The 26,630-nt window shown below is 69.8% G+C and carries 17 protein-coding genes; 4 read left to right on the top strand and 13 right to left on the bottom strand.

Annotation, left to right across the window (positions count from 1 at the left end; translation table 11 throughout):
- Positions 1-8: 8 nt before the first annotated feature.
- From ESD82_RS09410 to ESD82_RS09395, 4 genes are read right to left on the bottom strand one after another with little or no spacing between them, the layout of a single operon-like run.
- Complete coding sequence (locus ESD82_RS09410) at positions 9-977, bottom strand: ABC transporter permease (RefSeq protein ID WP_024843905.1); 969 nt, start codon at positions 975-977, stop codon at positions 9-11.
- A complete protein-coding gene (locus ESD82_RS09405) occupies positions 974-2,458 on the bottom strand; it encodes a sugar ABC transporter ATP-binding protein (protein WP_024843904.1) in 1,485 nt (494 codons plus the stop codon). The genes ESD82_RS09410 and ESD82_RS09405 overlap by 4 nt, the downstream gene beginning before the upstream one ends.
- Entirely contained in the window at positions 2,455-3,549 is a 1,095-nt protein-coding gene (locus tag ESD82_RS09400) for a Gfo/Idh/MocA family protein (RefSeq protein ID WP_024843903.1), read from the bottom strand. Before ESD82_RS09400 ends, ESD82_RS09405 begins: the two co-directional genes overlap by 4 nt.
- Positions 3,546-4,598 (bottom strand): sugar phosphate isomerase/epimerase family protein, encoded by a 1,053-nt coding sequence (locus tag ESD82_RS09395; RefSeq protein WP_147429271.1) that lies wholly within the window; start codon positions 4,596-4,598, stop codon positions 3,546-3,548. Before ESD82_RS09395 ends, ESD82_RS09400 begins: the two co-directional genes overlap by 4 nt.
- A 97-nt stretch (positions 4,599-4,695) precedes the next feature.
- On the opposite strand from ESD82_RS09395, the gene ESD82_RS09390 reads away from it, so the two are divergent.
- A complete protein-coding gene (locus ESD82_RS09390; protein ID WP_147429272.1) occupies positions 4,696-5,706 on the top strand; it encodes a LacI family DNA-binding transcriptional regulator in 1,011 nt (336 codons plus the stop codon).
- Positions 5,707-5,758: 52 nt separating this feature from the next.
- On the opposite strand, the gene ESD82_RS09385 is transcribed toward ESD82_RS09390, so the two are convergent.
- Positions 5,759-7,126: a dicarboxylate/amino acid:cation symporter gene (locus ESD82_RS09385; protein WP_024843900.1), complete on the bottom strand. Its 1,368-nt coding sequence runs from the start codon at positions 7,124-7,126 to the stop codon at positions 5,759-5,761.
- Between the two features lie 206 nt (positions 7,127-7,332).
- On the opposite strand from ESD82_RS09385, the gene ESD82_RS09380 reads away from it, so the two are divergent.
- A complete protein-coding gene (locus ESD82_RS09380) occupies positions 7,333-9,018 on the top strand; it encodes a sensor histidine kinase (RefSeq protein ID WP_147429273.1) in 1,686 nt (561 codons plus the stop codon).
- Positions 9,015-10,361, top strand: a complete 1,347-nt coding sequence (locus ESD82_RS09375; RefSeq protein ID WP_147429274.1) for a sigma-54-dependent transcriptional regulator — start codon at positions 9,015-9,017, stop codon at positions 10,359-10,361. Before ESD82_RS09380 ends, ESD82_RS09375 begins: the two co-directional genes overlap by 4 nt.
- Here ESD82_RS09375 and ESD82_RS09370 read toward each other — a convergent pair.
- The 7 genes from ESD82_RS09370 to ESD82_RS09340 all read right to left on the bottom strand — a co-directional run bounded on the left by ESD82_RS09370 (position 10,358) and on the right by ESD82_RS09340 (position 17,433).
- Positions 10,358-11,374 (bottom strand): nucleotidyltransferase family protein, encoded by a 1,017-nt coding sequence (locus ESD82_RS09370; RefSeq protein ID WP_024843897.1) that lies wholly within the window; start codon positions 11,372-11,374, stop codon positions 10,358-10,360. The two genes, ESD82_RS09375 and ESD82_RS09370, sit on opposite strands and share 4 nt — an antisense overlap.
- A gap of 103 nt (positions 11,375-11,477) precedes the next feature.
- Positions 11,478-12,188 carry an adenosylcobinamide amidohydrolase gene (locus tag ESD82_RS09365; protein ID WP_167521752.1) on the bottom strand — a complete coding sequence of 237 codons (711 nt, stop codon included), beginning with the start codon at positions 12,186-12,188 and terminating at the stop codon, positions 11,478-11,480.
- Positions 12,189-12,234: 46 nt separating this feature from the next.
- Entirely contained in the window at positions 12,235-13,623 is a 1,389-nt protein-coding gene (lpdA, locus tag ESD82_RS09360; protein WP_147429277.1) for a dihydrolipoyl dehydrogenase, read from the bottom strand.
- 3 nt (positions 13,624-13,626) lie between these two features.
- Positions 13,627-14,922 carry a dihydrolipoamide acetyltransferase family protein gene (locus ESD82_RS09355; RefSeq protein ID WP_147429278.1) on the bottom strand — a complete coding sequence of 432 codons (1,296 nt, stop codon included), beginning with the start codon at positions 14,920-14,922 and terminating at the stop codon, positions 13,627-13,629.
- A gap of 1 nt (position 14,923) precedes the next feature.
- Complete coding sequence (locus tag ESD82_RS09350) at positions 14,924-15,940, bottom strand: alpha-ketoacid dehydrogenase subunit beta (RefSeq protein WP_147429279.1); 1,017 nt, start codon at positions 15,938-15,940, stop codon at positions 14,924-14,926.
- Position 15,941: 1 nt separating this feature from the next.
- Positions 15,942-17,195 (bottom strand): 3-methyl-2-oxobutanoate dehydrogenase (2-methylpropanoyl-transferring) subunit alpha, encoded by a 1,254-nt coding sequence (locus ESD82_RS09345; protein WP_147429280.1) that lies wholly within the window; start codon positions 17,193-17,195, stop codon positions 15,942-15,944.
- Complete coding sequence (locus ESD82_RS09340) at positions 17,173-17,433, bottom strand: hypothetical protein (RefSeq protein WP_147277960.1); 261 nt, start codon at positions 17,431-17,433, stop codon at positions 17,173-17,175. The genes ESD82_RS09345 and ESD82_RS09340 overlap by 23 nt, the downstream gene beginning before the upstream one ends.
- A 108-nt stretch (positions 17,434-17,541) precedes the next feature.
- Here ESD82_RS09340 and ESD82_RS09335 point away from each other — a divergent pair, with 108 nt between their 5' ends.
- Positions 17,542-18,039 (top strand): Lrp/AsnC family transcriptional regulator, encoded by a 498-nt coding sequence (locus tag ESD82_RS09335; protein ID WP_024843891.1) that lies wholly within the window; start codon positions 17,542-17,544, stop codon positions 18,037-18,039.
- 59 nt (positions 18,040-18,098) lie between these two features.
- Here the strand turns inward: ESD82_RS09335 and ESD82_RS09330 are convergent, their stop codons facing one another.
- The gene (locus tag ESD82_RS09330) at positions 18,099-26,402 is read right to left on the bottom strand and encodes a GH36-type glycosyl hydrolase domain-containing protein (protein ID WP_244314510.1); all 8,304 of its coding nucleotides are present in this window, start codon (positions 26,400-26,402) and stop codon (positions 18,099-18,101) included.
- Positions 26,403-26,630 lie beyond the last annotated feature (228 nt).

Genomic DNA, 26,630 nt, shown 5'->3' with positions numbered 1-26,630 from the left:
CTCCCCAGTCACCGCTCCTCGGCGGTGCGTTTCTCCCGCTGCAAGACGACAGCAAGAACGATGATGACCCCCTGGATCGCCCCGTTCAGATAGGGGCTGACCAGATCGGCCAGATTCAGGATGTTGTCGATCAGCGACAGGATCAGCACGCCGACCACCGTGCCCCAGACCCGGCCGCGGCCGCCCTTCAGCGCCGTGCCGCCGATGATGACCGCGGCGATGGCCTCAAGCTCCCACAGAACCCCGGTCGAGCCCGAGGCCGAGCCCAGCCGCGGCACGTAAAGCACAACCGCCAGCCCGACCAGCACGCCCAGCAGCACATAGGTCAGAAGCCGCATGCGATTCACGTCGATGGCCGAATAGCGCGCGACCCGGTCGTTCGAGCCGATGGCCTCGACATGGCGGCCAAAGCGGGAATGGCGCATGGTCCATTCGCCAAGGACCGCGACGATGGCAAAGGTGATGATCGGCCAGGTGATCCAGCCGATGCCGCTGTAATAGACCGGCCGGTAAAGCGTGCGCAGCCCGTAATCCAGCGACAGCGTGCCGCCATCGGCCAGCCATGTGACCAGCGAGCGGAAGATGCCCATGGTGCCCAGCGTGACGATGAAGGGCTCGATCCGCGCCTTGGTGACCAGCGCGCCGTTCAGGTATCCGGCGGCGACGCCGCCAAGGATCGCCACGCCCATGCCGACCAGGACCGTGCCCCAGTTCAGGCCGGTCGTCGGCAGGGCGGCGTTCATGGCGATGATGGCGATGCCGGCCAGAAACGCGGCCATGGACCCCACCGACAGGTCCAGCCCGCCCGCGGTGATGACGAAGGTCATGCCGACCGCGATCAGCCCGATGAAGGCCGAGCGCGCCAGCACGTTGGTGATGTTCGCCGGCGCCAGGAAGGCGCTGTTCAGCGCCGCGCCCAGGATCACCAGGGCGACCAAAGCGACAAGTGGGCCAAGGGTATGCAGGTCGATCTTCATGCGGCTTCTCCGGTCACGCCCATGGCAAGGCGGACGATGCGGTCCTCGGTCATGTCCTCGCCGGCCAGTTCGCCGGCCAGCCGCCCCTCGCGCATCACCAGCACGCGGTCGGCCAGGCCGATCACCTCGGTCATCTCGCTGCTGATGACGATCAGGCTGCGTCCCTCGGCGGCAAGCTTGCGGATGAAGGCATAGATCTGCCGCTTGGTGCCCACGTCGATGCCGCGCGTCGGCTCGTCAATGAGAATGATTCGAGGATCTGGAAGCATCACCTTGGCCATCAACAGCTTTTGCTGGTTTCCTCCCGACAGCTTTCCGGCCGGCATGTCGCGGCGCGGGGCGCGGATGTCGAATTCCCGCGTCGCGCTGTCCAGCGCGGCATCTTCGGCCCTGGTGTCCAGTCGCCATCCGCCGAAGCGTTCCAGCGTCGCCAGCGTCAGGTTCTCGCGCAGCCCCTTGTCGAGCAGCAGCCCCGCCTCCTTGCGGTCCTCGGTCAGATAGGCGAGGCCGGCGGCAAAGGCGTCGCGCAGGCTGCGGATGGCGACGGGCCGGCCCTCGACCCGGATCTCGCCGGTCGAGGGACGCAGCCCGACCAGCCCCTCGGCCAGTTCGGTGCGGCCGGACCCGACAAGGCCGGCGATGCCCAGCACCTCGCCCCGGCGCAGGGTAAAGCTGACGTCGCGGACCCGGCCGGGCACGGACAGGCCCCGGACCTCCAGCGCAGGCGCGTCGCCCGGCTGGCCCTTGGGCGGGTAGAAATCCTGCAATTCGCGGCCGACCATGGCGGTGGCCATGCCGTCCTCGGTCAGCTCGCCGCGCAGCGCCTGCCGCACGACGCGGCCGTCGCGCAGCACGGTGATGCGGTCGGCCAGATGCGCCACCTCGTCCAGCCGGTGAGAGCAGTAAAGGATCGCCACCCCCTCGGCCCGCAGCCGGTCGATCTGGGCGTAAAGCGCGCCGACCTCGCGATGGGTCAAGACGGCGCTGGGTTCGTCCATGATCAGCACGCGGGCCTTGCGCGACAGGGCCTTGGCGATCTCGACCATCTGGCGGTCGGGCACGGACAGGTCGCGGATGCGCGCCTCGGGGTCGATGCGGGTGTCCAGCCGCTTGAGCAGCGCGGCGGTCGCGTCCCGCATCGCGGCATGGTCCAGCCGCCAGCCGCCGATCTCGCGGCCCAGGAACACATTCGCCGCCACGGTCAGGTCGGGGGCAAGGTTGAATTCCTGGTGGATGACGACGATGCCCTGCGCCTCGGCCTCGGGCCCGCTGGCGAAATGGACGGGCTGGCCGTCCAGCAGGATCTGGCCCGATGTCGGGTCAAGGAAACCGCCCAGGATCTTCATGATCGTGGATTTTCCGGCGCCGTTCTCGCCGATCAGGGCATGGACCTCGCCCGGCTCCAGTGCCAGTCCGACGCCGTGCAGCACTTCGATCGGGCCGAAGCTTTTCGAGACGTTGTCGAGCGCCAGCACGGTCACGGCCGGACCTCGACCCAGGCGCCGCCGCGTGCCGAGGAAGCCTGCGCGGCAGCGATGAACGCCATGCCGGACAGCCCGGCCTCCAGACCCGGCACGCGGTCGGAGAGGCTGGAGTCGCCTCGAATAATCGAGGCTATATCTCGGTAAAGATTGGCGAAACCTTCCAAATATCCCTCGGGATGTCCCGGCGGCGTGCGATATGAGGCGCTGCGGTCCTGCGCCCGGGTCAGGATGCGGGCCGGGCCGTCCTTGGGCGACAGGATCAGCCGCTCGGGGTCGGTCAGGCGCCATTCCAGCGCCGCCTCGGTGCCGAAGACGCGCAGCGACAGTCCGTTTTCCTGGCCGACGGCGACCTGGCTGACCCAGATGCCGCCCCGCGCGCCCGAGCCGTAGCGCAGCGCGATGCGGGCATCGTCATCGACCGTGCGGCTCGGCACCATGCTGGAGAGTTCCGCCGACAGGGACGCGGGCGTCTGGCCGGTGACGAATTGCGCCAACTGCCAGGCATGGGTGCCGATGTCGCCGATGGCCCCGGCACCGGCGCGGGCGGGATCGGTGCGCCATTCGGCCTGCTTGCTGTCGGCGCGGTCGGCCAGCCAGCCCTGCAGATATTCGGCCTGCACCAGGCGGATATCCCCCAGCGCGCCCTCGGCCACCAGCGCACGGGCCTCGCGCACCATGGGCATCGCGCAATAGTTATGGGTCAGGAAGAACCGCGCGCCGCTGGCCCGCGCTGCCTCGGCGATCTCGCGCGCCTGTTCGGGCGTCGCGGCCAGCGGCTTGTCGCAGATCACATGGATGCCGGCGCGCAGAAAGGCCGCGGCGGGGGCGGCGTGCAGGTGGTTCGGGGTGACGATGCTGACCGCCTCGATCCCGTCCTCGCGGGCGGCCTCGGCCCGCGCCATCTCGGCGAAGTCGTCATAGCCGCGGATGCCCAGTTCGGCGGCGCTGGCCGCCGCGCGCGCGGGGTCCGAGGACAGCGCCCCCGCGACCAGCACGAATTGCCCGTCCATGCGCGCCGCGATGCGATGGATGGCGCCGATGAAGGCGCCGCTGCCGCCGCCGACCATGCCCAGGCGAACCGGCCTCATAGCCCCAGCGCCCTGTCGATGGCCGCTCGGTCGACGCGGCTGGCGGCGAAATCGTCGAAGGCGTGCGGCGTCACCCGGATGATGTGGTCGCGCACGAAACGCGCGCCTTCGCGCGCGCCGTCCTCGGGGTGCTTCAGCGCGCATTCCCATTCGACCACCGCCCAGCCGTCGAAACCGTATTGCGTCAGCTTGGAAAACACCGCGCCGAAATCCACCTGACCGTCGCCGGGACTGCGGAAACGGCCCGCGCGTTCGGCCCAACCCTGATAGCCGCCATAGACCCCCTGCCGGCCGGTCGGGCGGAACTCGGCATCCTTGACGTGGAACATGCGGATGCGGTCGCGATAGATGTCGATGTTCTGAAGGTAATCAAGCTGTTGCAGGACATAATGCGAAGGGTCGTAAAGCATGTTCGCCCGGCGGTGCCCGTCCACGCGGTCGAGGAACATCTCGAATGTCACGCCGTCGTGCAGATCCTCGCCCGGATGGATCTCATAGCAGAGATCCACCCCGTTTTCCTCGGCCAGGTCCAGCAGCGGACGCCAGCGTGCGGCCAGCGTGTCGAAGGCGGCCTCGATCAGCCCCGGCGCGCGCTGCGGCCAGGGGTAAAGATAGGGCCAGGCCAGGGCGCCCGAGAAGGTCGCCATCCGGTCCAGCCCCAACAGCCGGCTGACCCGGATGGCGCGGGCGACCTGATCGACCGCCCATTCCTGCCGCGCGCGGGGATTGCCGCGCAGGGCCGGCGGCGCAAAGGCGTCGAAACCCGCGTCATAGGCCGGATGCACGGCGACAAGCTGGCCTTGCAGATGCGTCGAAAGCTCGGTCACATCGACGCCGTTCTGCCGGGCGATGCCCAGGAATTCGTCGCGGTAATCCTGCGACTCCCCGGCGCGCGCCAGGTCCAGGATGCGCGGGTCGCTGGTCGGTACCTGCACGCCCAGATAGCCGCAATCGGCGGCCCAGCGGGTGATTCCGTCCCAACTGTCGAAGGGCGCCGTCTCGCCGATGAACTGCGCCAGGAACAGCGCCGGTCCCTTGATGGTCCGCATGGTTTCCCTCTCTCCCCAAGGGTCAGGCTGCACTTGTCTGCAATCGATTGCAAACATTTTCTTGCGCCGGGCCGCGCCGGGCGCGTAACCTTGGGCGATGGAAAGCCGGACCCCGCCCGGACGGGCCAGATTGTCGGATGTCGCGCGGCGCGCGGGCGTGTCGGCCTCGACCGTCAGCCGGGTGCTGTCCAATCCGGGCGTGGTGGCCGAGGCCACGCGCGAGGCGGTGATGCAGGCGGTGGCCGAGACCGGCTATCGCATGAACCACGCCGCGCGAAACCTGCGCAAGCAGCGGACCGGCTGCGTCGTGGCGCTGGTGCCCAATCTGGGCAACCCGTTCTTTGCCAAGATCCTGGACGGCATGGGCCGGGAACTGGCCGGCGCCGGCTATGACCTGCTGGTCGCCGATACGCTGGAGGACAGCGGGCGGCATAGGCGGCTGGACCGGTTCCTCGACCCCTCGCGGGCGGACGGGATCATCCTGCTGGACGGGCTCGCGCCCTTTGGCGACCTGGCCGGGCGCGCGGACCTGCCGCCGGTGATCACCGCCTGCGAATGGATCGAGGGCGCGGACCTGCCCCGCGTCATGCTGGACAATCGCGAGGGCGGGCGGCTGGCCGTGGCGCATCTGCGCGCGCTTGGCCACGCGCATATCGGCCTGATCGGCGGCCCGCCCGGCAACGTGCTGCACAAGGCCCGGCGCGAGGGCGCGCGCGAGGCCGCCGGCGGGGCGCGGATCACCGAGTTTCCCGGCGACTTCACCCTGCAATCGGGGCAGCAGGCGGCGCTGGCCTGGCAGGCCCTGCCGCCCTTGGACCGCCCGACTGGCATCTTCGCCTTTTCCGACGAGATGGCCTGCGCCTTCATGGCCGGGCTTCAGCGCGCCGGGCATCATGTGCCGCGCGACGTGTCCATTGTCGGCTTTGACGATATCGAGCTGGTCTCGCACCTGGCCCCGGCACTGACCACCATCCGCCAGCCCAAGCGCGAGATCGGCCGCAAGGCGGCGCGGACCATCCTGGACCGCATCGCCGGGTGCGAGATCCCGGCCGTGACCCTGCTGGCGCCGCTGATGATGGCGCGCGAGACGACGGCGCCGCCGCCCTGAATGGCCAAAGGGCGCCCCTGCGGACGCCCCCCTTGCTGCGATATGGGTCGGTTCAGTCGGCGCTGGCCTCGTTCAGGCGCAGCCCGGCGGGGGCGCCGTGCAGGTCGTGGATCGGGGCGACCTCGGCCCCGGCCTCGCCGGCCAGCACGCGGTCGAACTGTTCGCGGTCCAGCGCGCCTTCCCAGCGGCTGACGACGACCGTGGCCACCGCATTGCCGATGAAATTGGTGATCGAGCGGCATTCCGACATGAAGCGGTCCACGCCCAGGATCAGCGCCATGCCGGCGACCGGCACCGTGGGCACCACCGACAGCGTCGCGGCCAGGGTGATGAAGCCCGCCCCGGTCACGCCCGCCGCGCCTTTCGACGACAGCATGGCGACCAGCAAGAGCAGGATCTGCTGTTGCAGCGTCAGGTCGGTATTGGTGGCCTGGGCGATGAACAGCGCCGCCAGCGTCATGTAGATGTTGGTGCCGTCCAGGTTGAAGCTGTAGCCGGTGGGCACGACCAGACCGACGACGGAACGCTTGCAGCCGGCCTTCTCCATCTTCTCCATCAGCGAGGGCAGGGCGGATTCCGAGGAGGAGGTGCCCAGCACCAGCAGGATCTCGGCCTTGAGATAGGAGATCAGCCGGAAGATCGAAAAGCCGTTGAGCATGCAGACCGTGCCCAGGATCACGATGACGAACAGCGCCGAGGTCAGGTAGAAGGTGCCGACCAGCGTCGCCAGGTTCACCACCGAGGCGATGCCGTATTTGCCGATGGTGAAGGCGAAGGCGCCGAAGGCGCCGATGGGCGCGGCCTTCATCAGGATGTCGACCATGCGGAACACGGCATGGCTGATCGCCTCGAACAGCGCCACGACCGGCTTGCCCTTGTCGCCGATCAGGATCAGGCCGATGCCGAACAGGATGGCGACGAACAGCACCTGCAGGATATTGCCGTCGACGAAGGCCGAGGTGATCGTGGACGGGATGATGTCCATGACAAAGCCGGTCAGCGAGGATTCATGCGCCTTGGCGGCGTAATCCGAGACCTTGCTGGCATCCAGCGTCGCCGGGTCGATGTTCATGCCGGCACCGGGCCGGATGACGTTGGCGGTGATCAGCCCGACGATCAGCGCCAGGGTCGAGAAGGTCAGGAAATAGCCGAAGGCCTTGCCGACGACCGAACCCACGCCCTTCAGCGTGCCCATGCCGGCCAGGCCGGTGACGATGGTCAGGAAGATGACTGGGGCGATGATCATCTTGACCAGCTTGATGAAGGCGTCGCCCAGCGGCTTCAGCGCCTCGCCGGTCTCGGGATAGAAATGCCCGATCAGCGCGCCGGCGGCGATGGCGCAAAGGACTTGGAAATAGAGATGCCTGTAAAAGGGCCGCGGTGCGTGAGCGACCGGCGCGGCCGTGGTGTCGATGTGCATGGGGCCTCCTCCAACCTGCGTATGACGATGATGTGACCGCCATGATAAATTCGCGGGCCGCGGCGCCCAAAAACCCGGCGCATGACAGCAATGCATTGTAATCATGGCTTTTTGTCCAAGGGCGCCGGTCAAATCCGTGTGGTTTTCCGCACAGTGCGGATCTGCTAGTGTGGAAATCCGCACAAAGCCCGACCGCAAGGGAATCCATGGCTGCCACAACCGATTCGCAAGGCGAGAGACCCAGCCCGATGCTGTGGCGGCTGACGCTCGCCGTCGCCGTGGCGCTGGCCCTGCTGGCGGCGATGGCGCTGACCTTTCGGCTGGCCCATGGCAATGCCGCCCGCGCCCTGACCGAGCGGCTGGAGATCAGCGCGCAAAGCCGGGTGCAGACGCTGGAAAGCGTGCTGGCCAAGCAGCGCGCGGTGGCCACGGTGCTGTCCGACGATGCCGCCGTGCTTCAGGCGCTGGCCGAGCCGTCGCCCGCCAATGTCGCGCGGGTGTCGGAAAAGCTGGAACGGTTGCAGGAACAGACCAGCAGCGCGGTGATCTACCTGCTGGATCGCGACGGCACGGCCATCGCTGCCTCGAACTGGCACGATCCCGACAGTTTCGTCGGCTCGGACTACAGCTTCCGCAGCTATTTCAGCGAGGCGCTGCTGCGGGGCGAGGCGACGCAATTCGCGCTTGGCACCGTCAGCCGCCGGCCGGGGCTCTACCTGTCTCACGACGTGCCGCAGAGGGGCGAGCCCCTGGGCGTCATCGTGGTGAAGGTGGAATTCGACGCGATGGAACAGGGCTGGGCGCAGGCGGCCGAGACCACGCTGGTCGCGGACGCGGCCGGGCAGGTGATCCTGTCCAGCGCGCCGCAATTGCGCTTTGCGCCCCTGCCGCCGATCCCGGCCGGGCAGGTCTCGGCCCGGCGCGCGGTGCCGGGGGCGGGCTGGGTGCTGTGGATCCACGCTCCGGGGACCGAGGCGGTGCGGGCGGGGCTGCTGGCGGTGGGCACCGTCGGCTTCCTGTTCACGCTGCTGCTGGCGGGCGGGGTTTCGGCCGCGCGGGCCCGCACCCGCGCCGCCCGCCGCATGGACGCCGAGCGCCGCTATCGCGCCGACCTGGAGCGCGCGGTCGAGGAACGCACCCGCGACCTGACCGCCGAGATGCGCGAGCGCCGCACGGCCGAGCAGCGGCTGGCGCAATTGCAGGGCGAGATGGTGCAGGCCAACAAGCTGGCGACGCTGGGCCAGATCACCGCCGGCGTCGCGCATGAGGTGAACACCCCCCTGGCCACCATCCGCCTTCTGGCCGAGAACGGCCGGCAGATGCTGCCGGCAGAGGCGCCCGACCTGGACCGCAACCTGGGCCAGATCCTGCGCATGACCGACCGCATCGCCCAGATCACCACCGAGCTGCGCGGCTTTGCCCGCAAGGCTACGGGCGAGCTGGGTCCGGTCGCGCTCAAGGATGCGCTGGATGCGGCGCTGCTTCTGACCGCCAGCCGGCGGCGGGCGCAGGACATCCGCCTGGTCCTGCCCCAGATCCCGCCCGGCCTGCGGGTCATGGCCGAGACCGTGCGGCTGGAGCAGGTGCTGGTGAACCTGATCCAGAACGCGCAAGAGGCGCTGGAGGGCCGGCCCGAGCCGGAAATCCGCATCGCGCTGCAGGACGACGGGCCGGTGCTGCGGCTCAGCATCTCGGACAACGGGCCGGGGCTGTCGCCGCAGATCGCCGCCCAGCTTTTCACCCCTTTCGCCACCAGCAAGCCCGAGGGGCTGGGTCTGGGCCTGGTGATCTCGCAAGAGATCGCGCGGGATTTCGGCGGCCGCCTGACGGCCGGGCCGCAGCGCGAAGGGCAGGGCGCCACTTTCCACCTGGACCTGCCGAAAGCCGCATGACCGATACACCCACCCCCGATACCCCGCTTGTCCGCCTTGTCGATGACGATCCCGACCTGCTCGAGGCGCAGATGCAGGCGCTGCACCTGGCGGGTTTTCGCGCCGAAGCCTTCACCGATGCGGCCGCGGCGCTTGGCGGGCTTGGCCCGGACTGGCCCGGCGTGGTGCTGTCGGACGTGCGCATGCCCGGCATGGACGGGTTCCAGCTGTTCGAACGCATCCGCGCGCTCGACCCCGACCTGCCGGTGATCCTGCTGACCGGGCATGGCGATGTGCCGATGGCGGTCGCGGCGCTGAAGCAGGGGGTCTATGACTTCCTGGCCAAGCCGGTCGGCGGCGGCACGCTGGCGGCGGCGCTGGCGCGTGCGGCCTCCAGCCGGGCCCTGGTGCTGGAAAACCGCGCCCTGCGCCGCCAGCAACAGGACAGCGCCGCGCGCGAGACCCGGCTGATCGGGCAAAGCCCCTTCATGCAGCACCTGCGCGAGACCGTGGCGCGGCTGGCCGAGGCGGGGGGCGACGTGCTGATCCTGGGCCCCGGCGGCTCGGGCAAGGAAACCGTGGCCCGCGCCATCCACCGCCAGGGTCCGCGCCGCGCCCGCGCCTTCGTTCCTGTCGCCTGCGCCGCGCTGGACGAGGCGCGTTTCGAATCCGAGATGCTGGGCGCCGAGCCGCAGGGCCGCACCCCGCGCGCGCCCGGCCGGCTCGAGGCCGCGCATCGCGGCACGCTCTATCTGGACGAGATCGACGCGCTTGCCCCCGCGCTGCAAGCCCGCCTGCTGGCGCTGATCGAGGCGGGCCAGATCCAGCCCCCCGGCAGCGCCGCGCCGCGGCCGCTGGACCTGCGCGTCATCGCCTCGAGCCGTGCCGACCTGGAACGGCTGATGCGCGAGGGGGCATTTCGCAGCGACCTCTACTACCGGCTGTCGGGCGCCGTCCTGACCCTGCCGCCGCTGGCCGAGCGGCGCGAGGACATCCCCGCGCTGTTTAGGCATTTCCTGCTGGCAGCGGCGGCGCGGCTGAACCTGCCGGTGGCGCCGGTCACGGGCGCGGTCAAGGCTCGGCTGGCCGGCCATGGCTGGCCCGGCAACCTGCGCGAATTGCGGCAATTCGCCGAAAGCCATGCGCTCGGCCTGACCCCCTTCGATCCGCCGGCCGAAGGCGGCGACGCGCCGGGCCTGTCGGACCTGGTCGCGGAATACGAGGCCGAACTGATCCGCGAGGCGCTGCGGCTCGCGCAGGGCAATGCCACCCAGGCGATGGCGCGGCTGCGCCTGCCGCGCAAGACCTTCTACGACAAGCTGGCGCGCCACGGCATCAAGCCCGCCGACTTCCGCCCCGGCTAAAGCGCAGCCAGCCGCTGGCGCAGATGCGGCATCCGCGCCAGCGTCGCGGCCAGCCGTGCGCGCCAGGACGGGCCCTGCGCCATCGCCGTCTCATAGGCGTCGTGCAATTCCTCGGGGCGCTCCTCGGCCAGAACCTCGATCAGGAACTCGGCCTGCGCCCGGTCCTTGCGCGCCTTCAGCGTATCGGGCCCGTCGCGGCGGCGGTCGGCGACGATCAGCTTGTGGATGGCGTAACGCTCGGGCCGCGGCACCTGGATCAGGAAACCGGCGCGGTAAAGCAGCGGCACCCGGATCGGCTCGGCGATCAGGAAGTTCAGGTAATGCAGGCTCTGCGCCGAGACGCCAAGCGCCGGCAGGTCGCGCAGCCCCTCGGTGCCGTCGAAACAGGGGGTCAGGAACTCGACCAGCGTCTGCTGCTCGCCCTGGCGCCAGCGCCAGACCCGCTGCCCCTCGACCGAGGGCAGGGGGGCAAAGCGCAACTCGCGGAACACTTCGGCCAGCGGCTCGGTCACCTGGTCGCCCAGCACCAGGGACAGCCGTTCGAAACTGGCGATGTCGATATCGTCGGTCATCGCCGCCTGGTCGAAGCCGATGCGCACGCCCAACTCGCCCTCGTAGCAGCGGAAGGCCTGGGTGCCGACCAGCGTGCCGCCCAGGCGGAACACCCCCGCCCGCGCCATGGCCGAGATCACCTGCCCCGAGCCGCGGTCGGTCATCAGGCAGCCCTCGGCCCGCAGGATGCGCATCAGGCGCGCGCGTTCGCGCTGGCTCTGCTTCTCGGCCTCGCGCAGGCTCTCCAGCCGCTCCAGCCGCGCGCGCAATTCCTCGCCGTCCTCGCCGATATAGCGGTCGAGGGTGCGGTCGCCGATGCGGAAATGGTCATACCAATACCCCTTCCGCCCGACCTTCTTCAGCCGCGGCACGCCGCGCAGCTCGCTGACCGCCGCATCCTTGAGATGCCGCAGCAGATCGGTCCAGGCCGCCACCGCCACCGGCGAAAGATGCTGCGCCATGAAGGCTACCCCACGGATTTTTTCCCGTGGGGCAGGATAGCGCCCCAAAACCTACCCCACAAGAAAAAATATGTGGGGTAGTCAAGCCCATCTTCTTCGTTCCTTAAATACCCAATGCTCCCGTGCAACCTGGCGCTGCCAGGGCCGGCTCGGCGCCATGCTCGGCGACCCAGGCCAGGGCGCCTGCCAGCACGGCCTCGTGCACCGCGGCGCCGATGGCCTCGCCCAAGGCGGTGTGCAGCCCGGCGAATGCGACACCGCCCGCATCGCAGGCGACCGCGATGCAATCCGTGCCGGTGCCGGTCGCACGCCCGGTCGGCAACGCGATCCCGGCATCCATCACCGCGGCGGTGCGGGCCTCGGCCGCGATGCTCAGCGCCTCGATCATGGCGGCATCGGTCAGCCCCTCCTCGACCAGCAGGGCGATGTTGATCGTGCCGTAGCCGCCGGGCGAAACCATGCGGCGCCGGCCCACCCGCTCGGCATTGCCCAGGCCGACGGTGGCCAGGCAGGCCACCGGCCCGGCATGGGCCAGCCGGTGATGGTGCAAGCCGCGCGAGGTCATCATGCCCACGTCGCCGCCATGGCCGATCCGCGCCATCTCGGCCCCCAGCCAGCCCATGGCATCCAGGTCCGGGGCCAGGTCGGCGTCGCGGACCTGGCGGATCAGGATATGCCGGGCGCTGCGAAAGCCGGGGCGATGCGGGGCAAAGGACAGCACGCGCCGCACCCGTCCCAGATCGGCCCCCAGCCAGGGCGAGGCCAGCGTGACCCGCAAATCCACCCGTGCCACCGCAATCCCTCCTGTGCCCATGCCGGCAGGGGTTTGCGCCATCGCGGGGCGGCGATCAATGCCCCTTTCAGATATGCAGCGCGTGGCCAAGCGCGCGCAGGCAGGCTTCGTGCAGCGCCTCGCCGCGGGTCGGATGGGCGTGGATGGTGCCGGCGATGTCCTCCAGCCGGGCGCCCATCTCCAGCGCCAGGGCAAAGCCGCCGGCCATCTCGGCCACGCCGGCGCCGACCGCCTGGATGCCCAGCACCTCATGCGTATCGGGCCGGGCGGTGACGCGGATGAAGCCCGCCTCGTCGCCCGCCGTCATCGCCCGGCCGTTGGCGGCAAAGGGGAAAAAGCCGGTCACGACCTCGCGCCCGGCCGCCGCGGCCTCCTCGGGGGAAATGCCGACGCTGACGATTTCGGGGTCGGTAAAGCAGACCGCCGGGATCGCCCGCTTGTCCCAGGCGCGGCGCTGGCCGGCGACCAGCTCGGCCACCATCTCGCCCTGGGCCATGGCGCGATGGGCCAGCATCGGCTCGCCGGTCACGTCGCCGATGGCCAGCACGCCGGTCATCGAGGTGCGGCAGCGCTCGTCGATGCGGATGAACGGTCCCGCCATCTCCAACCGCAGCCCCGCCACCCCCGCACCGGTCGCGCGCGGGCGGCGGCCCACCGTCACCAGCACCTTGTCGGCCTGGATGTCCTCGGCCCCGTCCACGCCGGCGACGCGCAGCGCGCCGCTGTCCGACAGTCCCCCGGCCCGCGCCCCGGTCAGCACCCGCACGCCCAGCTGGGTCAGGCGCTGCGCCACCGGCCGCGTCAGTTCGGCATCGTATTGCGGCAGGATGCGCGGCGCGGCCTCGACCACCGTCACTTCGGCGCCCAGCTTGGCATAGGCGATGCCCAGCTCCAGCCCGATATAGCCACCGCCGACCACGGCCAGCCGGCCCGGCACCTCGGTCAGCGCCAGCGCGTCGGTCGAGGAGATGACCTTGCCGCCGAAAGGCAGCGCCGGGATCTCGATCGGCTCCGAGCCGGTGGCGATGACCAGCACCTCGGTGCGGATCTGCACCGGGCCTTCGGGCGTCTCGACCAGCACGGTCTTGCCGTCGCGCACCGTCGCCCGGCCCGTCACCAGCCGCACCTTGGCCTTGCGCAAGAGCGTGGCGACTCCGCCGGTCAGCCGCTCGACGATGCCGTCCTTCCAGGCCATCGTCGCCCCCAGGTCCAGCCGGGCCGGACCGGCCGAAATTCCCATCGAAGGCACCGAGGAAAGCTGCGCAAGACGATGAAACTCCTCGGCCGCATGGATCAGCGCCTTCGAGGGGATGCAGCCCACGTTCAGGCAGGTTCCCCCGGGCGGCTCGGCATCAACCACCACCGTATCGACGCCCAGTTGCCCGGCGCGGATGGCGCAGACATAGCCGCCCGGACCGGCGCCGATCACCAGCAGCCTGCATTGGATCTCGCGCATCGCTCAGCCCTCCACGAAGATCAGCGCCGGGGTTTCCAGCAGTTCTTTCAGCCGCGCCACGAAGACGGCGGCGTCCCAGCCGTCGATCACCCGGTGGTCGAAGCTGCACGACAGGTTCATCATCTTGCGCGGCTCGAAGGCGGCGCCGTTCCAGTGGGGCCGGACCGCCAGCCGGTTGACGCCGACGATGGCGACCTCGGGCACGTTCAGGATCGGGGTCGAGGCGATGGCGCCCAATGGCCCCAGCGAGGTGATGGTGATGGTCGAGCCGGCCAACTCGTCGCGTTTTGCCGTGCCCTCCTTGGCGGCCGTGCCCAGCCGCCCGATCTCGGCGGCGAGGCTGCGCAGGTCCAGCGCCTCGGCATGGCGGACCACCGGCACCATCAGCCCCGAGGGCGTCTGCGCGGCGATGCCGATATGCACCCCGCCAAAGCGGCGGATCAGCCCGGCCGCGGCATCGTAATGCGCGTTCATCAGCGGCTGGTCGTGCACGGCGCGCACGATGGCGCGGGCGATGAAGGGCAGCAGCGTCAGCCGCGCGCCCTTGGCCTGCGCATTCATCCGGCCGCGCAGATCCTCGACCGCCGTGGCGTCGATTTCCTCGACGATGGTGATCTGCGGGATGCTGTTCGCGGCCTCCATCCGCTCGGCGATCTTGCGGCGCAGGCCGATGACGCGGATCTCCTCGACCGAATTGTCGGGCTGCGGACCCGAGGGGGCGGGGATGCCGCCCGAGGCGATGAAGGCGTCCAGATCCTCGTGCCCGATCCGGCCGGCCGGACCCGAGCCGCGCACCAGCCGCAGGTCCACCCCCGCCTCGCGGGCCCGCGCCCGCACGGCGGGCGAGGCGATGGGCCTTTCGCCCTCGGGGCGCAGGGGCGCGGCGGTGGCGGCGGGGCGTGCTGCCGGTTTCGGGGCGGGCTGCTCTGTCGCGGCTTCGGCCTTCGCCTCCGCCGGCTCTGGATCGGGCGGCGCTGTCTCGGCCTGTCGCGACGGGCCCGATGCTTCGGCCGTCGCCGGTGCCGGGGGGGCGGCGTCGCCGGCCACGTTGCCCGGCCCGTCCACCTCCAGCCGGATCAGCTCGGCGCCGACGGCGATCACGTCGCCGGGCTGCCCGGCCTGCCAGACCACCGTGCCGGTGACGGGCGAGGGGATTTCCACCGTCGCCTTGTCGGTCATCACGGCGACCATCGGGTCGTCCTCGCGCAGGACATCGCCGGGCTTGACCAGCCATTCGGAAATCTCGGCCTCGGCAATGCCTTCGCCGATATCGGGCATGCGGATTGCGTGAATACCCATCTCAGGCCACCTCGACCAGTTGACGCAATGCCTCGGCCACCCGTGCGGGGCCGGGGAAATAGCTCCATTCATGCGTATGCGGATAGGGCGTGTCCCAGCCCGCCACCCGCCGGATCGGCGCTTCCAGGTGCCAGAAGCATTCCGCCTGCACCAGCGCCGCCAGTTCCGCGCCATAGCCCGAGGTCAGCGTCGCCTCGTGCAGCACCAGGCAGCGGCCGGTCTTGTTGACCGAGGCCAGGATGGTTTCCATGTCCAAGGGCAGCAGGGTGCGCAGGTCGATCACCTCGGCATCGACGTCGGATTCCTCGGCGGCGGCAAGCGCGACATGGACCATGGTGCCATAGGTCAGCACCGTCGCCGCCCGGCCCTGGCGGCGCAGCACCGCCTTGCCCAGCGGGACGGTGTAATGCCCCTCGGGCACCTCGCCCAGCTCATGGCTTTTCCAGGCCGTGACCGGCCGGTCGTGATGGCCGTCGAAGGGCCCGTTGTAAAGCCGCTTCGGCTCCATGAAGATCACCGGGTCGGGATCCTCGATGGCGGCCAGCAGCAGCCCCTTGGCGTCGCGCGGGTTCGAGGGCACCACGGTCTTGAGCCCCGTGACATGGGTGAACAGCGCCTCGGGGCTCTGGCTGTGGGTCTGGCCGCCGAAGATGCCGCCGCCGGTGGGCATCCTGACCACCATCGGGCAGGTGAACTGCCCGGCCGAGCGATAGCGCAGCCGCGCCGCCTCGGACACGATCTGGTCATAGGCGGGATACATGTAGTCGGCGAACTGGATCTCGACCACCGGCTTCAGCCCGTATGCGGCCATGCCGATGCCGGCGCCGACGATGCCGGATTCGTTGATCGGCGTGTCGAAGCAGCGGGTCTTGCCGTATTTCGCCTGCAAGCCGGCGGTGCAGCGGAAGACGCCGCCGAAATAGCCCACATCCTCGCCGAAGACCACGACGGAGGGGTCGGCGCCCATGGCCACGTCCAGCGCGTCGCGGATGGCCTCGATCATCGTCATGCGTGCCATGTCAGAACCCCGCCTCGTGACGTTGCTTCAGAAGATGCGGCGGCATCTCGGCATAGACATCCTCGAACATGTCCGCGGGGCTGGGGTGCTGGCCGTGGTGCAGGGTGCCGATGGCCTCGGCGCGCTTCTGCTGTTCGGTGATCTCGGCCAGGATCTGGGCCTCGGCCTGCTGGTGGCGTTCGTCGCTCCAGACGCCAAGCGCGATCAGGTGGTTTTTCAGCCGCAGGATCGGGTCGCCCAGCGGCCAGGCCGCGCTTTCCTCGGCCGGGCGATAGGCCGAGGGATCGTCCGAGGTCGAATGCCCGCCGGCGCGATAGGTGACGTATTCGATCAGCGTCGGGCCGAGGTTGCGCCGGGCGCGTTCCGCCGCCCATTTCGCCACCGCCAGCACCGCCAGATAGTCATTGCCGTCGACGCGCAGCGAGGGGATGCCGAAGCCGTGCCCGCGCGCCGCAAAGGTGCCCGAACCTCCGCGCGCAATGCCCTGGAAGGTCGAGATCGCCCATTGGTTGTTGACGATGTTCAGGATCACCGGTGCCTTGTAGGTCGAGGCAAAGACCAGCGCGGCATGGAAGTCGCTCTCTGCCGTCGAGCCGTCGCCGATCCAGGCCGCCGAGATCTTGCGGTCGCCCGAGATGGCCGAGGCCATGGCCCAGCCGACCGCCTGGATGAACTGCGTGGCCAGGTTGCCCGAGATGGTGAAGAAGCCATGCTCGCGCGAGGAATAGCAGACCGGCAACTGCCGGCCGCGCATCGGATCCTCGGAATTCGAGAAGATCTGGTTCATCATCGAGCTGAGCGGATAACCGGCGGCGATCAGCAGCCCGGCCTGGCGATAGGTCGGGAAGTTCATGTCGCCCGGCGCCAGGGCCCGCTGGAAGGCGCAGGAAATCGCTTCCTCGCCCAGGTGCTGCATGTAGAAGCTGGTCTTTTGCTGGCGCTGCGCGTTCAGCATCCGCGCGTCATAGATGCGCAGCGTCATCATGTGGCGCAGCCCCTCCAGCAGGTCGTCGGGGGTGATCTCCAGCGCCTCGGCCCAGGGCCCGACGGCCTGGCCCTCGCGGTTCAGGACGCGGATGATGGTGAAGGCCAGGTCGCGGATCTCCTCGGGATCGACATCGACCGGCGGGCGGCGCACCGTGCCGGCGCGCGGGATCGCGACATGCGAGAAATCCGGCTGCCCGCCGGGCCGCACCTCGGGCTCGGGCACCACAAGGCCAAGCGGCGGATAGTCATTCGGGTCTGGCCTCTGCATCGGCACCTCCTTTGCCTTGGGGAACGGGATGGGATCGGGCCACGCTGCCGCGGATGTCGCGGATGCCGGGTATCCGGGCCAGGCCGGTCTGCGCCGGGATGCCCGCCGCAGAGCGGCACGCCCTATGCAGCGCCCGGCTGTATTGCCGGTCGCCGTTGCGGTGCAATGCGCCCGGCGCGCGCGCCAGGTGTTCCGGCGGCGCGCCGGTCGGAAAACTGACGACGTGAAGATGTTCCATCCCGTTCCTCCCAAGCGGATGATGCCACAGATCGTCGCAAAATCTTCTTTCTTTGTTTCCGGCTATCAGCCAAAATGCAAAAGATTCTTCTGATAAACCCGGTAAGACATGAGTGGACCTTCTGCCACGCGCCAGCTTGACGCGATCGACCTCAGGATCCTGCGGGCGCTGAGTCGCGACGGGCGGCTGTCCAACAGCCAGCTTGCCGAAAAGGTCGGCCTGTCGCCCAGCCCCTGCTGGCAGCGCACCCGCCGGCTGGAGGCCGAGGGCGTCATCAAGGGCTACAGCGCCATCCTGGACCAGTCGCGCCTGGGCGCCGCCGAAACCGTCATCATCGAGATCACGCTGGAGCGGCACGACGACAAGGTGCTGGAGGAGTTCGGCCGCGCCATGGCCGCCATCCCCGAGGTGCAGGAGGTCTGGCTGACCACCGGCGAATACGACTACCTGCTGAAGGTCGCGGTCAGCGGCACCCGCGGCTACGAGGAGTTTCTGCGCCGCAAGCTTTACCGGGTGCCGGGGATCCGCAACGCCCGCTCGATCTTCACCCTGCGCTGCCTGAAGGAACGCGGCAGCATCCTGCCGCTGCTGGCCGAAACGGATTGACGCGGCGCGGGCACCGCCGCGACGGGCCTTGGGCCGTGTCGCCTGCCAGAAGCGGGCCGTCATGCCGCCCCCTCGGCGTCGATGCGGATACGCGGGGTGCCGGCCTGGTCGCGCGTCACCTCGACCTCGTGCCGGCGATTGCCGATCATCACCCTGGCGCGGAAGCCCGGCCAATGCGAGGGCAGGGCGGGCGCCACCTCCAGCCTTTCGCCGTCCTTGATGCGCAGGCCCAGGATATGCTCGACCGCGACGCGGTGCAGCCAGCCGGCCGAGCCGGTATACCAGGTCCAGCCGGCGCGGCCGGTCTTTTCCTCGGCGCCATAGACATCGGCGGCGACGACATAGGGCTCGCCGCGATAGACCTGCAGGGTGGCGGTGTCGCTGGCATGGCTGATCGGGTTGAGCAGCCGGAACACCCGCCAGGCGTCGTCGGCGCGGCCCGCCATGCACAGCGCCTGCACCATCCAGATCGCGGCATGGGTATATTGCCCGCCGTTCTCGCGCACGCCGGGCGGATAGCCCTTGATATAGCCGGGATCCTGCGGCGCGCGGGCAAAGGGCGGGGTGAACAGCCGCAAGAGCATGCCGTCCTCGTCCAGCAGATGCTCCAGCGCCGCGTCCAGCGCCGGGTCGCGGCGGTCCCTGCGCCCGGCGCCCGAGATCACCGACCAGCTTTGCGCGATGGAATCGATGCGGCATTCCTGCGACGCGGCCGAGCCCAGCGGTGTGCCGTCGTCATAAATGCCGCGCAGATACCAGCCGCCGTCCCAGCCGTGCCGGTCCAGCGCGCGGGACAGCTTGGCGGCATGGGCGCGCCAGCGTTTCGCGCGCCCGTCCTCGCCGCGCGCCTCGGCCAGGGGGGCCATCATGGCGATGGTCTGGGCCAGGAACCAGCCCATCCAGACCGACTGGCCGCGCCCCGCCGCGCCGACGCGGTTCATGCCGTCGTTCCAGTCGCCGCCCAGGAACAGCGGCAGGCCCTGTTCGCCGGTGCGCGCGATGGCCAGTTCCAGCGCCAGCGCGGCATGGTCGTAAAGCGGGGCCATGCGGTCGCTGGTCTCGGGCCGGTAGAAGGCATCGTGTTCGCCCGGCTCCAGCGCGCGGCCCAGGATGAAGGGCAGGGGCTCGTCCAGGACGCTCCGGTCGCCCGTCACCTCGACATAGCGCGCCAGCGCATGGCCCAGCCAGACCACGTCGTCGGCGATCAGGGTGCGCACGCCCGCGCCGGTGCCGGGCAGCCACCAATGCTGCACGTCGCCTTCGGGGAACTGGCGCGAGCCGGCTTCCAGCAACTGGGCGCGGGCCAGCGCCGGATCATAGACCAGCATGGCCGAGGTGTCCTGCAACTGGTCGCGGAACCCGTAGGCCCCAGAAGCCTGGTAGAAGGCCGAGCGCGCCCGGATCCGGCAGGCGATGGCCTGATAGGGCAGCCAGCGGTTCACCATCAGGTCGAAGGCCGGGTCGGGGGTCTGCACCTGCAGGCGGTCGAAGATGTGCTGCCAATGCTCGGTCTGGGCGGTGGCGGCCTGCCGGGCGGTGTCGGTGCGGGCCAGCAGCGGGGCTGCGGCGGCGCCGGGCGCGGCGGCCAGCCGGAAGGTCACGTTCTGGCTTTCGCCCGGCTCGATCTCGATGCGGGTTTCCAGCATCATCACCGGGTCGCCGTCGTGGCGATGCACGAAGCGGCGGCTCAGCGTGGCGTCGAACCAGGCCGGCAGGCCGGCGTCGCGGTTGCGGCCCTGCCAGATCAGCCGCGACAGGCATAGCCCCGTCACCTCGCGGTCCACCGACAGGATCATGCGCTGGCCGGCATAGTCGATGGAATAGGGGTTCTCGCATTCCACCGCCCGCGCCTCGGGCAGGTAGCGCAGCTGCAGATAGGGCGCGGTCTTGGCGCGGGCGCCGCCCATCACCGGCTCCAGGAAATGTGCCACGTCCAGCGTCAGCCGGCGCGTGCCGTGGTTGGTCAGCCGCAGCCCGATCACCCGCAGGGCCGCATCGGGCGTCAGGCTGTGCAGCGCGGTGATCTCCAGCTCGCCCGACCAGGCGGTGAATTCGGAAAACCCGGCGCCGTGGCGGCATTGGTAAAGTGCCTCGCGCTGGCTCGACAGCGCCGCATAGGGGGTGTGGATCGCGCCGGTGCCCAGGTCGCGGATCAGGATGCCCTCGCCCGGCGGGTTGCTGACCGCGTCGTTCGACCAGGGCGTCAGCTGGTGGTCGCGCGAATTGGCCGACCAGGTAAAGCCCGCGCCCTCGGCCGAGATGTGAAAGCCGAAATCGCTGCGGGCCACGACATTGATCCAGGGGTTCGGCGTCGCCTCGCCATGGCGCAGGCGGATGACGTAATTGCCCTGCGCGTCGAAGCCGCCGGTGCCGTTCCAGAAATGCAGATCCTCGGGAGGGAAATCGCTGCGCAGCGCGGGGCGCTGCAGGGGCCGGGCCGGCGGACGGGCGATGCCGCGGCGCAGCTCGGCCGCCTCCAGCCGCTGGATCTGCCCGGCCAGGCTGCCGTTCTGGGCATGGATCACCACGCGCGCCACGGCCAGCAGCGTGTCGCGCGTCTCGGCCGAAAGCCCGTTGGCATCGACGGCAAAGACCGAGGGGCGCGAATGCAGCAACTGCATGCTGTGGCACAGGTTGTTCAGCGCCTCGTGCAGATGGGCGGCATAGCTCACGCGCTGCTCGTTCAGGATCACCAGGTCGCATTCGAGGCCGCGCATGCGCAGGTATTCCTGCATGCGGATCGCCTGGCGGGCCACCGGCATCAGGTCGGGGTCGTTGATGCGCAGCACCATGATCGGATTGTCGCCCGAGACCGACATCGGCCAGAGCGCCGATTGCGGTCCCATGACATGGCGCACCTGCGAGGCCAGCATCTGGTTGGGATAGACCAGCAGCGCGGCATAGCGGCGGAACAGCGCCGCCTCCTCGGGGGTGATGCTGGCATGATGCAGCTGCACCTGGCTACGGGTCCAGGCCATCTGGTGTTCGTTGTCATAGCTGGCTTCGTCGGCCAGGTGCAGATGCGCCTCTTCCAGCGCCTCGCGGCTGGCGGCGGCGACGGTCCAGAAGGTCACGACCGCCTCTTTCCCCGGATCCAGGGTCAGCCGCCGGCTGAGCGAGAAGATCGGGTCCAGCGTATAGTTTTCGCCCGGCGCCACCTGGGTCAGCAGGTCGGGATCGTCCAGCGCCTGCGGCGCGCGGATCGAGCGGCCGCGGCCGATGAACAGCCGCCGGTCGGTGGCCGCGCCATCGGGCACGCCGGCCCCGGCGCTCAGATGCATCAGGTGGCGGTCTGGGTCATGCGGGTTGCGCTTGTTGCGGCGGGCGAAGATGCGGCCGCGCTCGGGCTGGGCCTCGGTCGCGACGAACATGCGCGAGAAGGCGGTATGGGCGCGGTCGGCGTCGTTCTGGTCCAGCACGATCTCGCCATAGCTGGTCAGCGCCAGCTGGCGCGGCCGGTCCGACAGGTTGCGCAGCTTGACCCGCGCGCCGCGCGCGTCCAGGTCGTCGGACAGGATCACCTCGGTCTCGCAATGGATGCCCTCGCCCAGGGCGGCGAAATTCGCCTTGTAGTCGAACAGCCGGGCGGCATAGGCGATCTCGGGGTCGAAGCCGGGCGCGGCGGTGGCCGACCACCAGCGCCCCGAGGCCAGGTCGCGGATGAACAGGAACTCGCCCCAGGCATCCGCCGCCGGGTCGGGCCGCCAGCGGGTGATGGCAGTGCCGTCCATGCGCAGCCGCCCGGCGCCACTGGCATCCAGCAGCATCGACAGCCGCCCGTTCGACATGACCGCGACGGTATGGGGCGCGGCGGCGGCATCGGCCACCTCGACGATCTCGGTCTGGCCCAGTTCGGACGGGCCGGGCAGGCGGCGGCGCATCGTCTCGCGCAGGAGCGGCGAGACCTCGCGCGGGGTCTTCTGCTGCAAGAGCGTCGAGACGCTTTCGATCACCGGATCGGCGTTGAAGCGGTTGCGGTGCAGCCCGTCCATCAGGCAATTGGCGATGGCGATCAGGCTCATGCCCTGGTGATGGGCCATCACGCTGCGCACCACGGCGCATTTATGCCCCTGCGGCAGGCGCGAGGGGGTGAAGTCCACCGCGTCGAAAAAGCCGTATTCGCCGCGCGCGCCGAGATTCGCCAGCCGGTGCAGGTTCTTCAGCGCGCTGCGCGGGCGGAAGCCGGCGGCGATGAAGCTGGCATAGGGTGCGACCACCTGGTCGTCGCGCAGCCAGCGCCGCAGTGCCAGTTCCGGCACGCCGAAGGCGTAATACTGATAGTTCATCTGCGCGTCGCGGGCGTTATAGGCGCTTTCCGACACGCCCCAGGGCCGGCCGGCGCGCCAGCCGTCGCGGATCTGCGCCTCGACCGCGACATCGCAGGAACTGTGCAGGATCGAGCCGGGCGGTTCGTCCATCACCAGGGGCGCCATCAGGTATTCGAACATCGAGCCCGACCAGCTGACCAGCGTCGAGCCATAGGGCATCACCGTCATCGGCCGGCCGAGCCGGTTCCAGTGCTCGGTCGGCAGGTCGCCCTTGGCGATGGCGAAAAGCGAGGCGAGCCGCGCCTCCGAGGCCAGGAGGTCGTAGAAGGACTGGTCCGGCGCGCCCTCGACGCAATTGTAGCCGATGGCGAGCAGCTGGCGCTCGGGGTCCAGGAGGAAGGCGAAATCCATCTCGAAGGCGAAGGCGCGGGCGCGTTCGGCCAGCGCCGCCATGCGCCGGGCCGACAGGGCCACCTCGTCGGGGTCGATGCGGCCCAGGTTTTCCATCTCGTCGCAGGTCGAGACCAGCCGGCTCGTCCACCAATCCAGCTCGCGTGCGGCGGCGGTGGGGATCTCGGTCACGAGGCCCTGGATCAGCACCTGCAGGTTCGCGGCGGCGCGGGCGTAGCTTTGCACATGCAGGGGCGCGAGATGCGGCGCCTGGGCGCTGGCCATGCTGTGCCACAGCCCGGCGATGCGTTCCTCGATGCGGTCGCGCAGCGGGTTCAGGCTGCGCCGCTCGCGCGGGATGGCCGCATGCAGGCGGCGCATCAGCGACAGGATGTCCACCGCGCCCGACAGTTCCGGCAGATGATAAAGCGCCGGGTTGCGCGTCCACTCCTTGAGCGTCGAGGACAGCGTGATCAGATGCCCCGCCAGATTGCCGCTGTCCACCGCCGAGACATAGCGGGTGCCCAGGGGCTGCAAGGTATCGGTCGCATACCAGTTGTAGAGATGGCCGCGATGCCGTTCCAGCCGCTCGATGGTGCTCAGCGTGGCCTCGATGCGGTCCAGCGCCTCGCGCAGGGTGATCCAGCGGAACTCATGCGCGGTCACGGTCGAAAGCAGGTATAGCCCGATATTGGTGGGCGAGGTGCGCTCGGCCAGCTTGGGCTGCGGATGGTCCTGGTAGTTGTCGGGGGGCAGGTGATTGGTGCGCGCGTCCACGAAGGTCTCGAAAAAGCGCCAGATCAGCCGCGCCTCGGCCCGCCATTCCAGCCGCTCCTCGGCGGTCAGGGGGCGGGCGCCCTCATGCTCGATCGGGCGGGCACTGACCCAGGCGATCAGCGGCGCGCCCAGCCACAGCACGCCCAGCACCAGCGCCGGCGCCAGGTTCTCGGGGCGCAGCAGCGCCGCCAGCGCGACGAAGCCAAGCGCCAGCGCCAGCCCGCCGCGCATCAGCAGGAAATGGCCGGGCAGCGTCTCGTGCGCGCGGCGGGCCATGGCGTCGGCGGTGGTCCATTCCAGCAGGTGCCGCCGCGACACATAGACCCGGCACAGGCTGCGCACCATCGCATCGACCATGCTGAAGGCCATCTGCGGCAAAAGCGTCAGCCGCATCATGAAGGCGGTGATCTGGTCTATCAGCTCGTTGCCGATGACCAGCATGTGCCGCAGCCGCGCCACCCCGGACTGGCGCGGCATCAGCCCCATCAGCCAGCCCAGCAACTGCGACAGCCCGACCGAGACGCCCAGCAGGCCCAGCCAGAACAGTGCATCGGCATGGGGCAGGCCGATCACCGCCACCAGCCCCGCCAGCATCAGCGAGACCGGCAGCAGGCTGCGGCGCAGGTTGTCCACGATGCGGAACCGTGCCAGCGCATCCAGCCCGTTGCGCAGGTCCAGCAGATAGGGCAGCAACTGCCAGTCCCCGCGCGCCCAGCGGTGCTGGCGCGACAGGTCCACGTCGAAGCGCTTGGGGTATTCCTCGATGAAGTTCACGTCGGTCGCCAGCGCCGCGCGCAACCAGGCGCCCTCGATCAGGTCGTGGCTGAGGACCGAGTTCTCGCGGATGCCGTCCTGGGCGGCGATGGCGAAGGCATCGACGTCATAGATGCCCTTGCCGGTATAGGTGCCCTGGCCGAAAAGATCCTGGTACAGGTCCGAGACGGTGAAGACATAGGGGTCGATCCCCTTGTCCTGCGACAGGATGCGCTGGAAGGGCGAGGTCTGGCTGCCGTGTTTCAGAAGCGAGGTGACGCGCGGCTGGATCAGCCCGTGGCCGCGGATGACGCGCTGCCGCGCCGGGTCGTAGACCGGGCGGTTGACCGGATGCGCCATCATGCCGACCAGCATCCGCACCGTGTCGCGCGGCATCCGCGTGTCGGCGTCCAGCGTCACCACATAGCGGATGCCCTCGGGCGGGCGCGGGCCGGTATCGACGAAGCTGGTGTCGGGGCTGCCGCGCAGAAGCGCGTTCAGCTCGACCAGCTTGCCGCGCTTGCGCTCCCATCCCATCCAGGCGCCCTCGGCCTCGTTCCATTGCCGGCGCCGGTGCAGCAGGTAGAAGCGCCGCCCGATATGGGCGTATTTCTCGGACAGCGCCGCGATGCCCTGGCGGGCATAGGCCAAGAGTTCGGCGTCGCGCGGCGTCGTCTCCTCGGGCGCATCGGTGAAATCCGTGAGCAGCGCGAAGCTGAGCGCCGGATCGGGGTTCGCAAGGTAATGCACCTCGAGATTGCTCAGCAGGTCGTCGATGGTGTCGAGGCTGGTCAGCAGGCAGGGGATGGCGACCAGCGTGGCATGGTCGGGCGGGATGCCGTCCTTGAACTCATAGGCGGGCAGCTGCGCCGGCGCGATCAGCCGGCTGGCCATGAAGCGCAAGAGCGCCAGCCCCGCATCGAGAAAGGCCGCCAGCGACAGCACGATCAGCGTGGCGGCCAGGAAGCCGCCGGTCTGTGCCGGCACATAGGCCAGGCACAGCAGCACCGCCAGCAGCATCAGAGCCGCCAGCGGCAGGATCAGGCTGAGGATGCCGTGGCGCCGGGCCAGCCGGGCCAGCCGCTCGCGCCAGACCGGGCGATAGCCGCAATCGGCCTCGAAGCGCGGCGCGTCGTCGCCCAGCAGCACGACCGAGACCGGGATGTCCCGCCGCCCGGCCGCCGCCAGCGCGCGCTCGGCCACCTCGGGCTCGGCCAGGTCGGAATGGCGGGCGATCATCTCGATGCGGTTGCGGATCGCGTTGCGGGTCTGGGGGGCAAGGCGCTGGTGGTCGGGATCCTCGCGCAGGATCGCCTCGGTGCGGCTGGTGGCCTCGAACCATTCGCGCCAGTTGATCTCGTCCAGGCGCTTCAGCGCGCGGATGATATGGGCGGCGGTGACGTTGTTCGCGGTCTGGCGCGTCTGTTCGCCGGCCATCACCTGCTCGGCGGTGCGGCCCTGCGCTGCAAGCCGGCGGGCGAGCTGTTCGGTGATGGCATGGGTGCGGTCGAGGCCGGCATGGACGCGATAGATCACCTGCGCGACGAAGGCCGCGTCCTGCAGGGCGGGACCGGGCACCGCCAAGTCGAAATCCGCAGGCCCCGGCTCGTCCATGGCCATCAGCCGGTCCATGGCGGCATTGGCCTCGCGCCGGCCGCGGCGGGCGCGCTCGGTCTCCTCGCTCAGCCGCAGCATGCGCAGCAAAAGCGCATAGCGCAGCATCGAGGGCAGCGACCACAGCTCGCCGATGGTCAGCCAATCCACCTGCTGCGCCCCGGCGATGAAATCGGCGAAGCTGCGTTCGCGCAGGTCGCCGTCGGTCATGGTGACATAGTCCCAGGCCAGGGCCAGCACGCGGGGGATCGGCTCGGCCACCGGCTGGAACTGCCCGCGCGGCAGCGAGCGCAGGAAGGCCGGGCTGAGGTCGCGGGTCAGGTGGCGATAGGTCTCGGCGATGGTGTGGTAATTGTCCAGCAGCCAGCGCGTCGCGGTGGTGATATGCTCGCTCTCGGCATCGGCGCGCAGCGCGGCCTGATACAGCACGCGCTGGTCCCGCGCCGCCTGCGCCAGGTCGAAGCGCGCGGCGCGGGGGTCGAAGCCGGTCGTTTGCAGCCGCTGCTGCTCCAGGACCGCGCGCCCGGCCGCCTCGAAGATCGACGCTGCGGTCGCCCCCATTCCGCCGCCCTCCGGGCTCCCGACACCGGCGCCGTCTGCCTGCATGGTTCCGTCTCCGTCCCGTCGCTTCTCGCTGTCGCCTCCCGGTAAGGAAGGGCCCGGGCGGCGGCAGGGTTCCCAAAAACCTGCACGCACCGCCCGGTGACCCGGCATTGCCCGGCATTCGGGCGGGACGGCATCACGGATCTGACACCGACCTGCCGCATCGCTGTCACCTGCCCAGCCTAA

Source organism: Paracoccus pantotrophus (assembly GCF_008824185.1).
Classification (GTDB): Bacteria; Pseudomonadota; Alphaproteobacteria; order Rhodobacterales; family Rhodobacteraceae; genus Paracoccus; species Paracoccus pantotrophus.
This window is presented reverse-complemented; position numbering and strand designations above follow the sequence as displayed.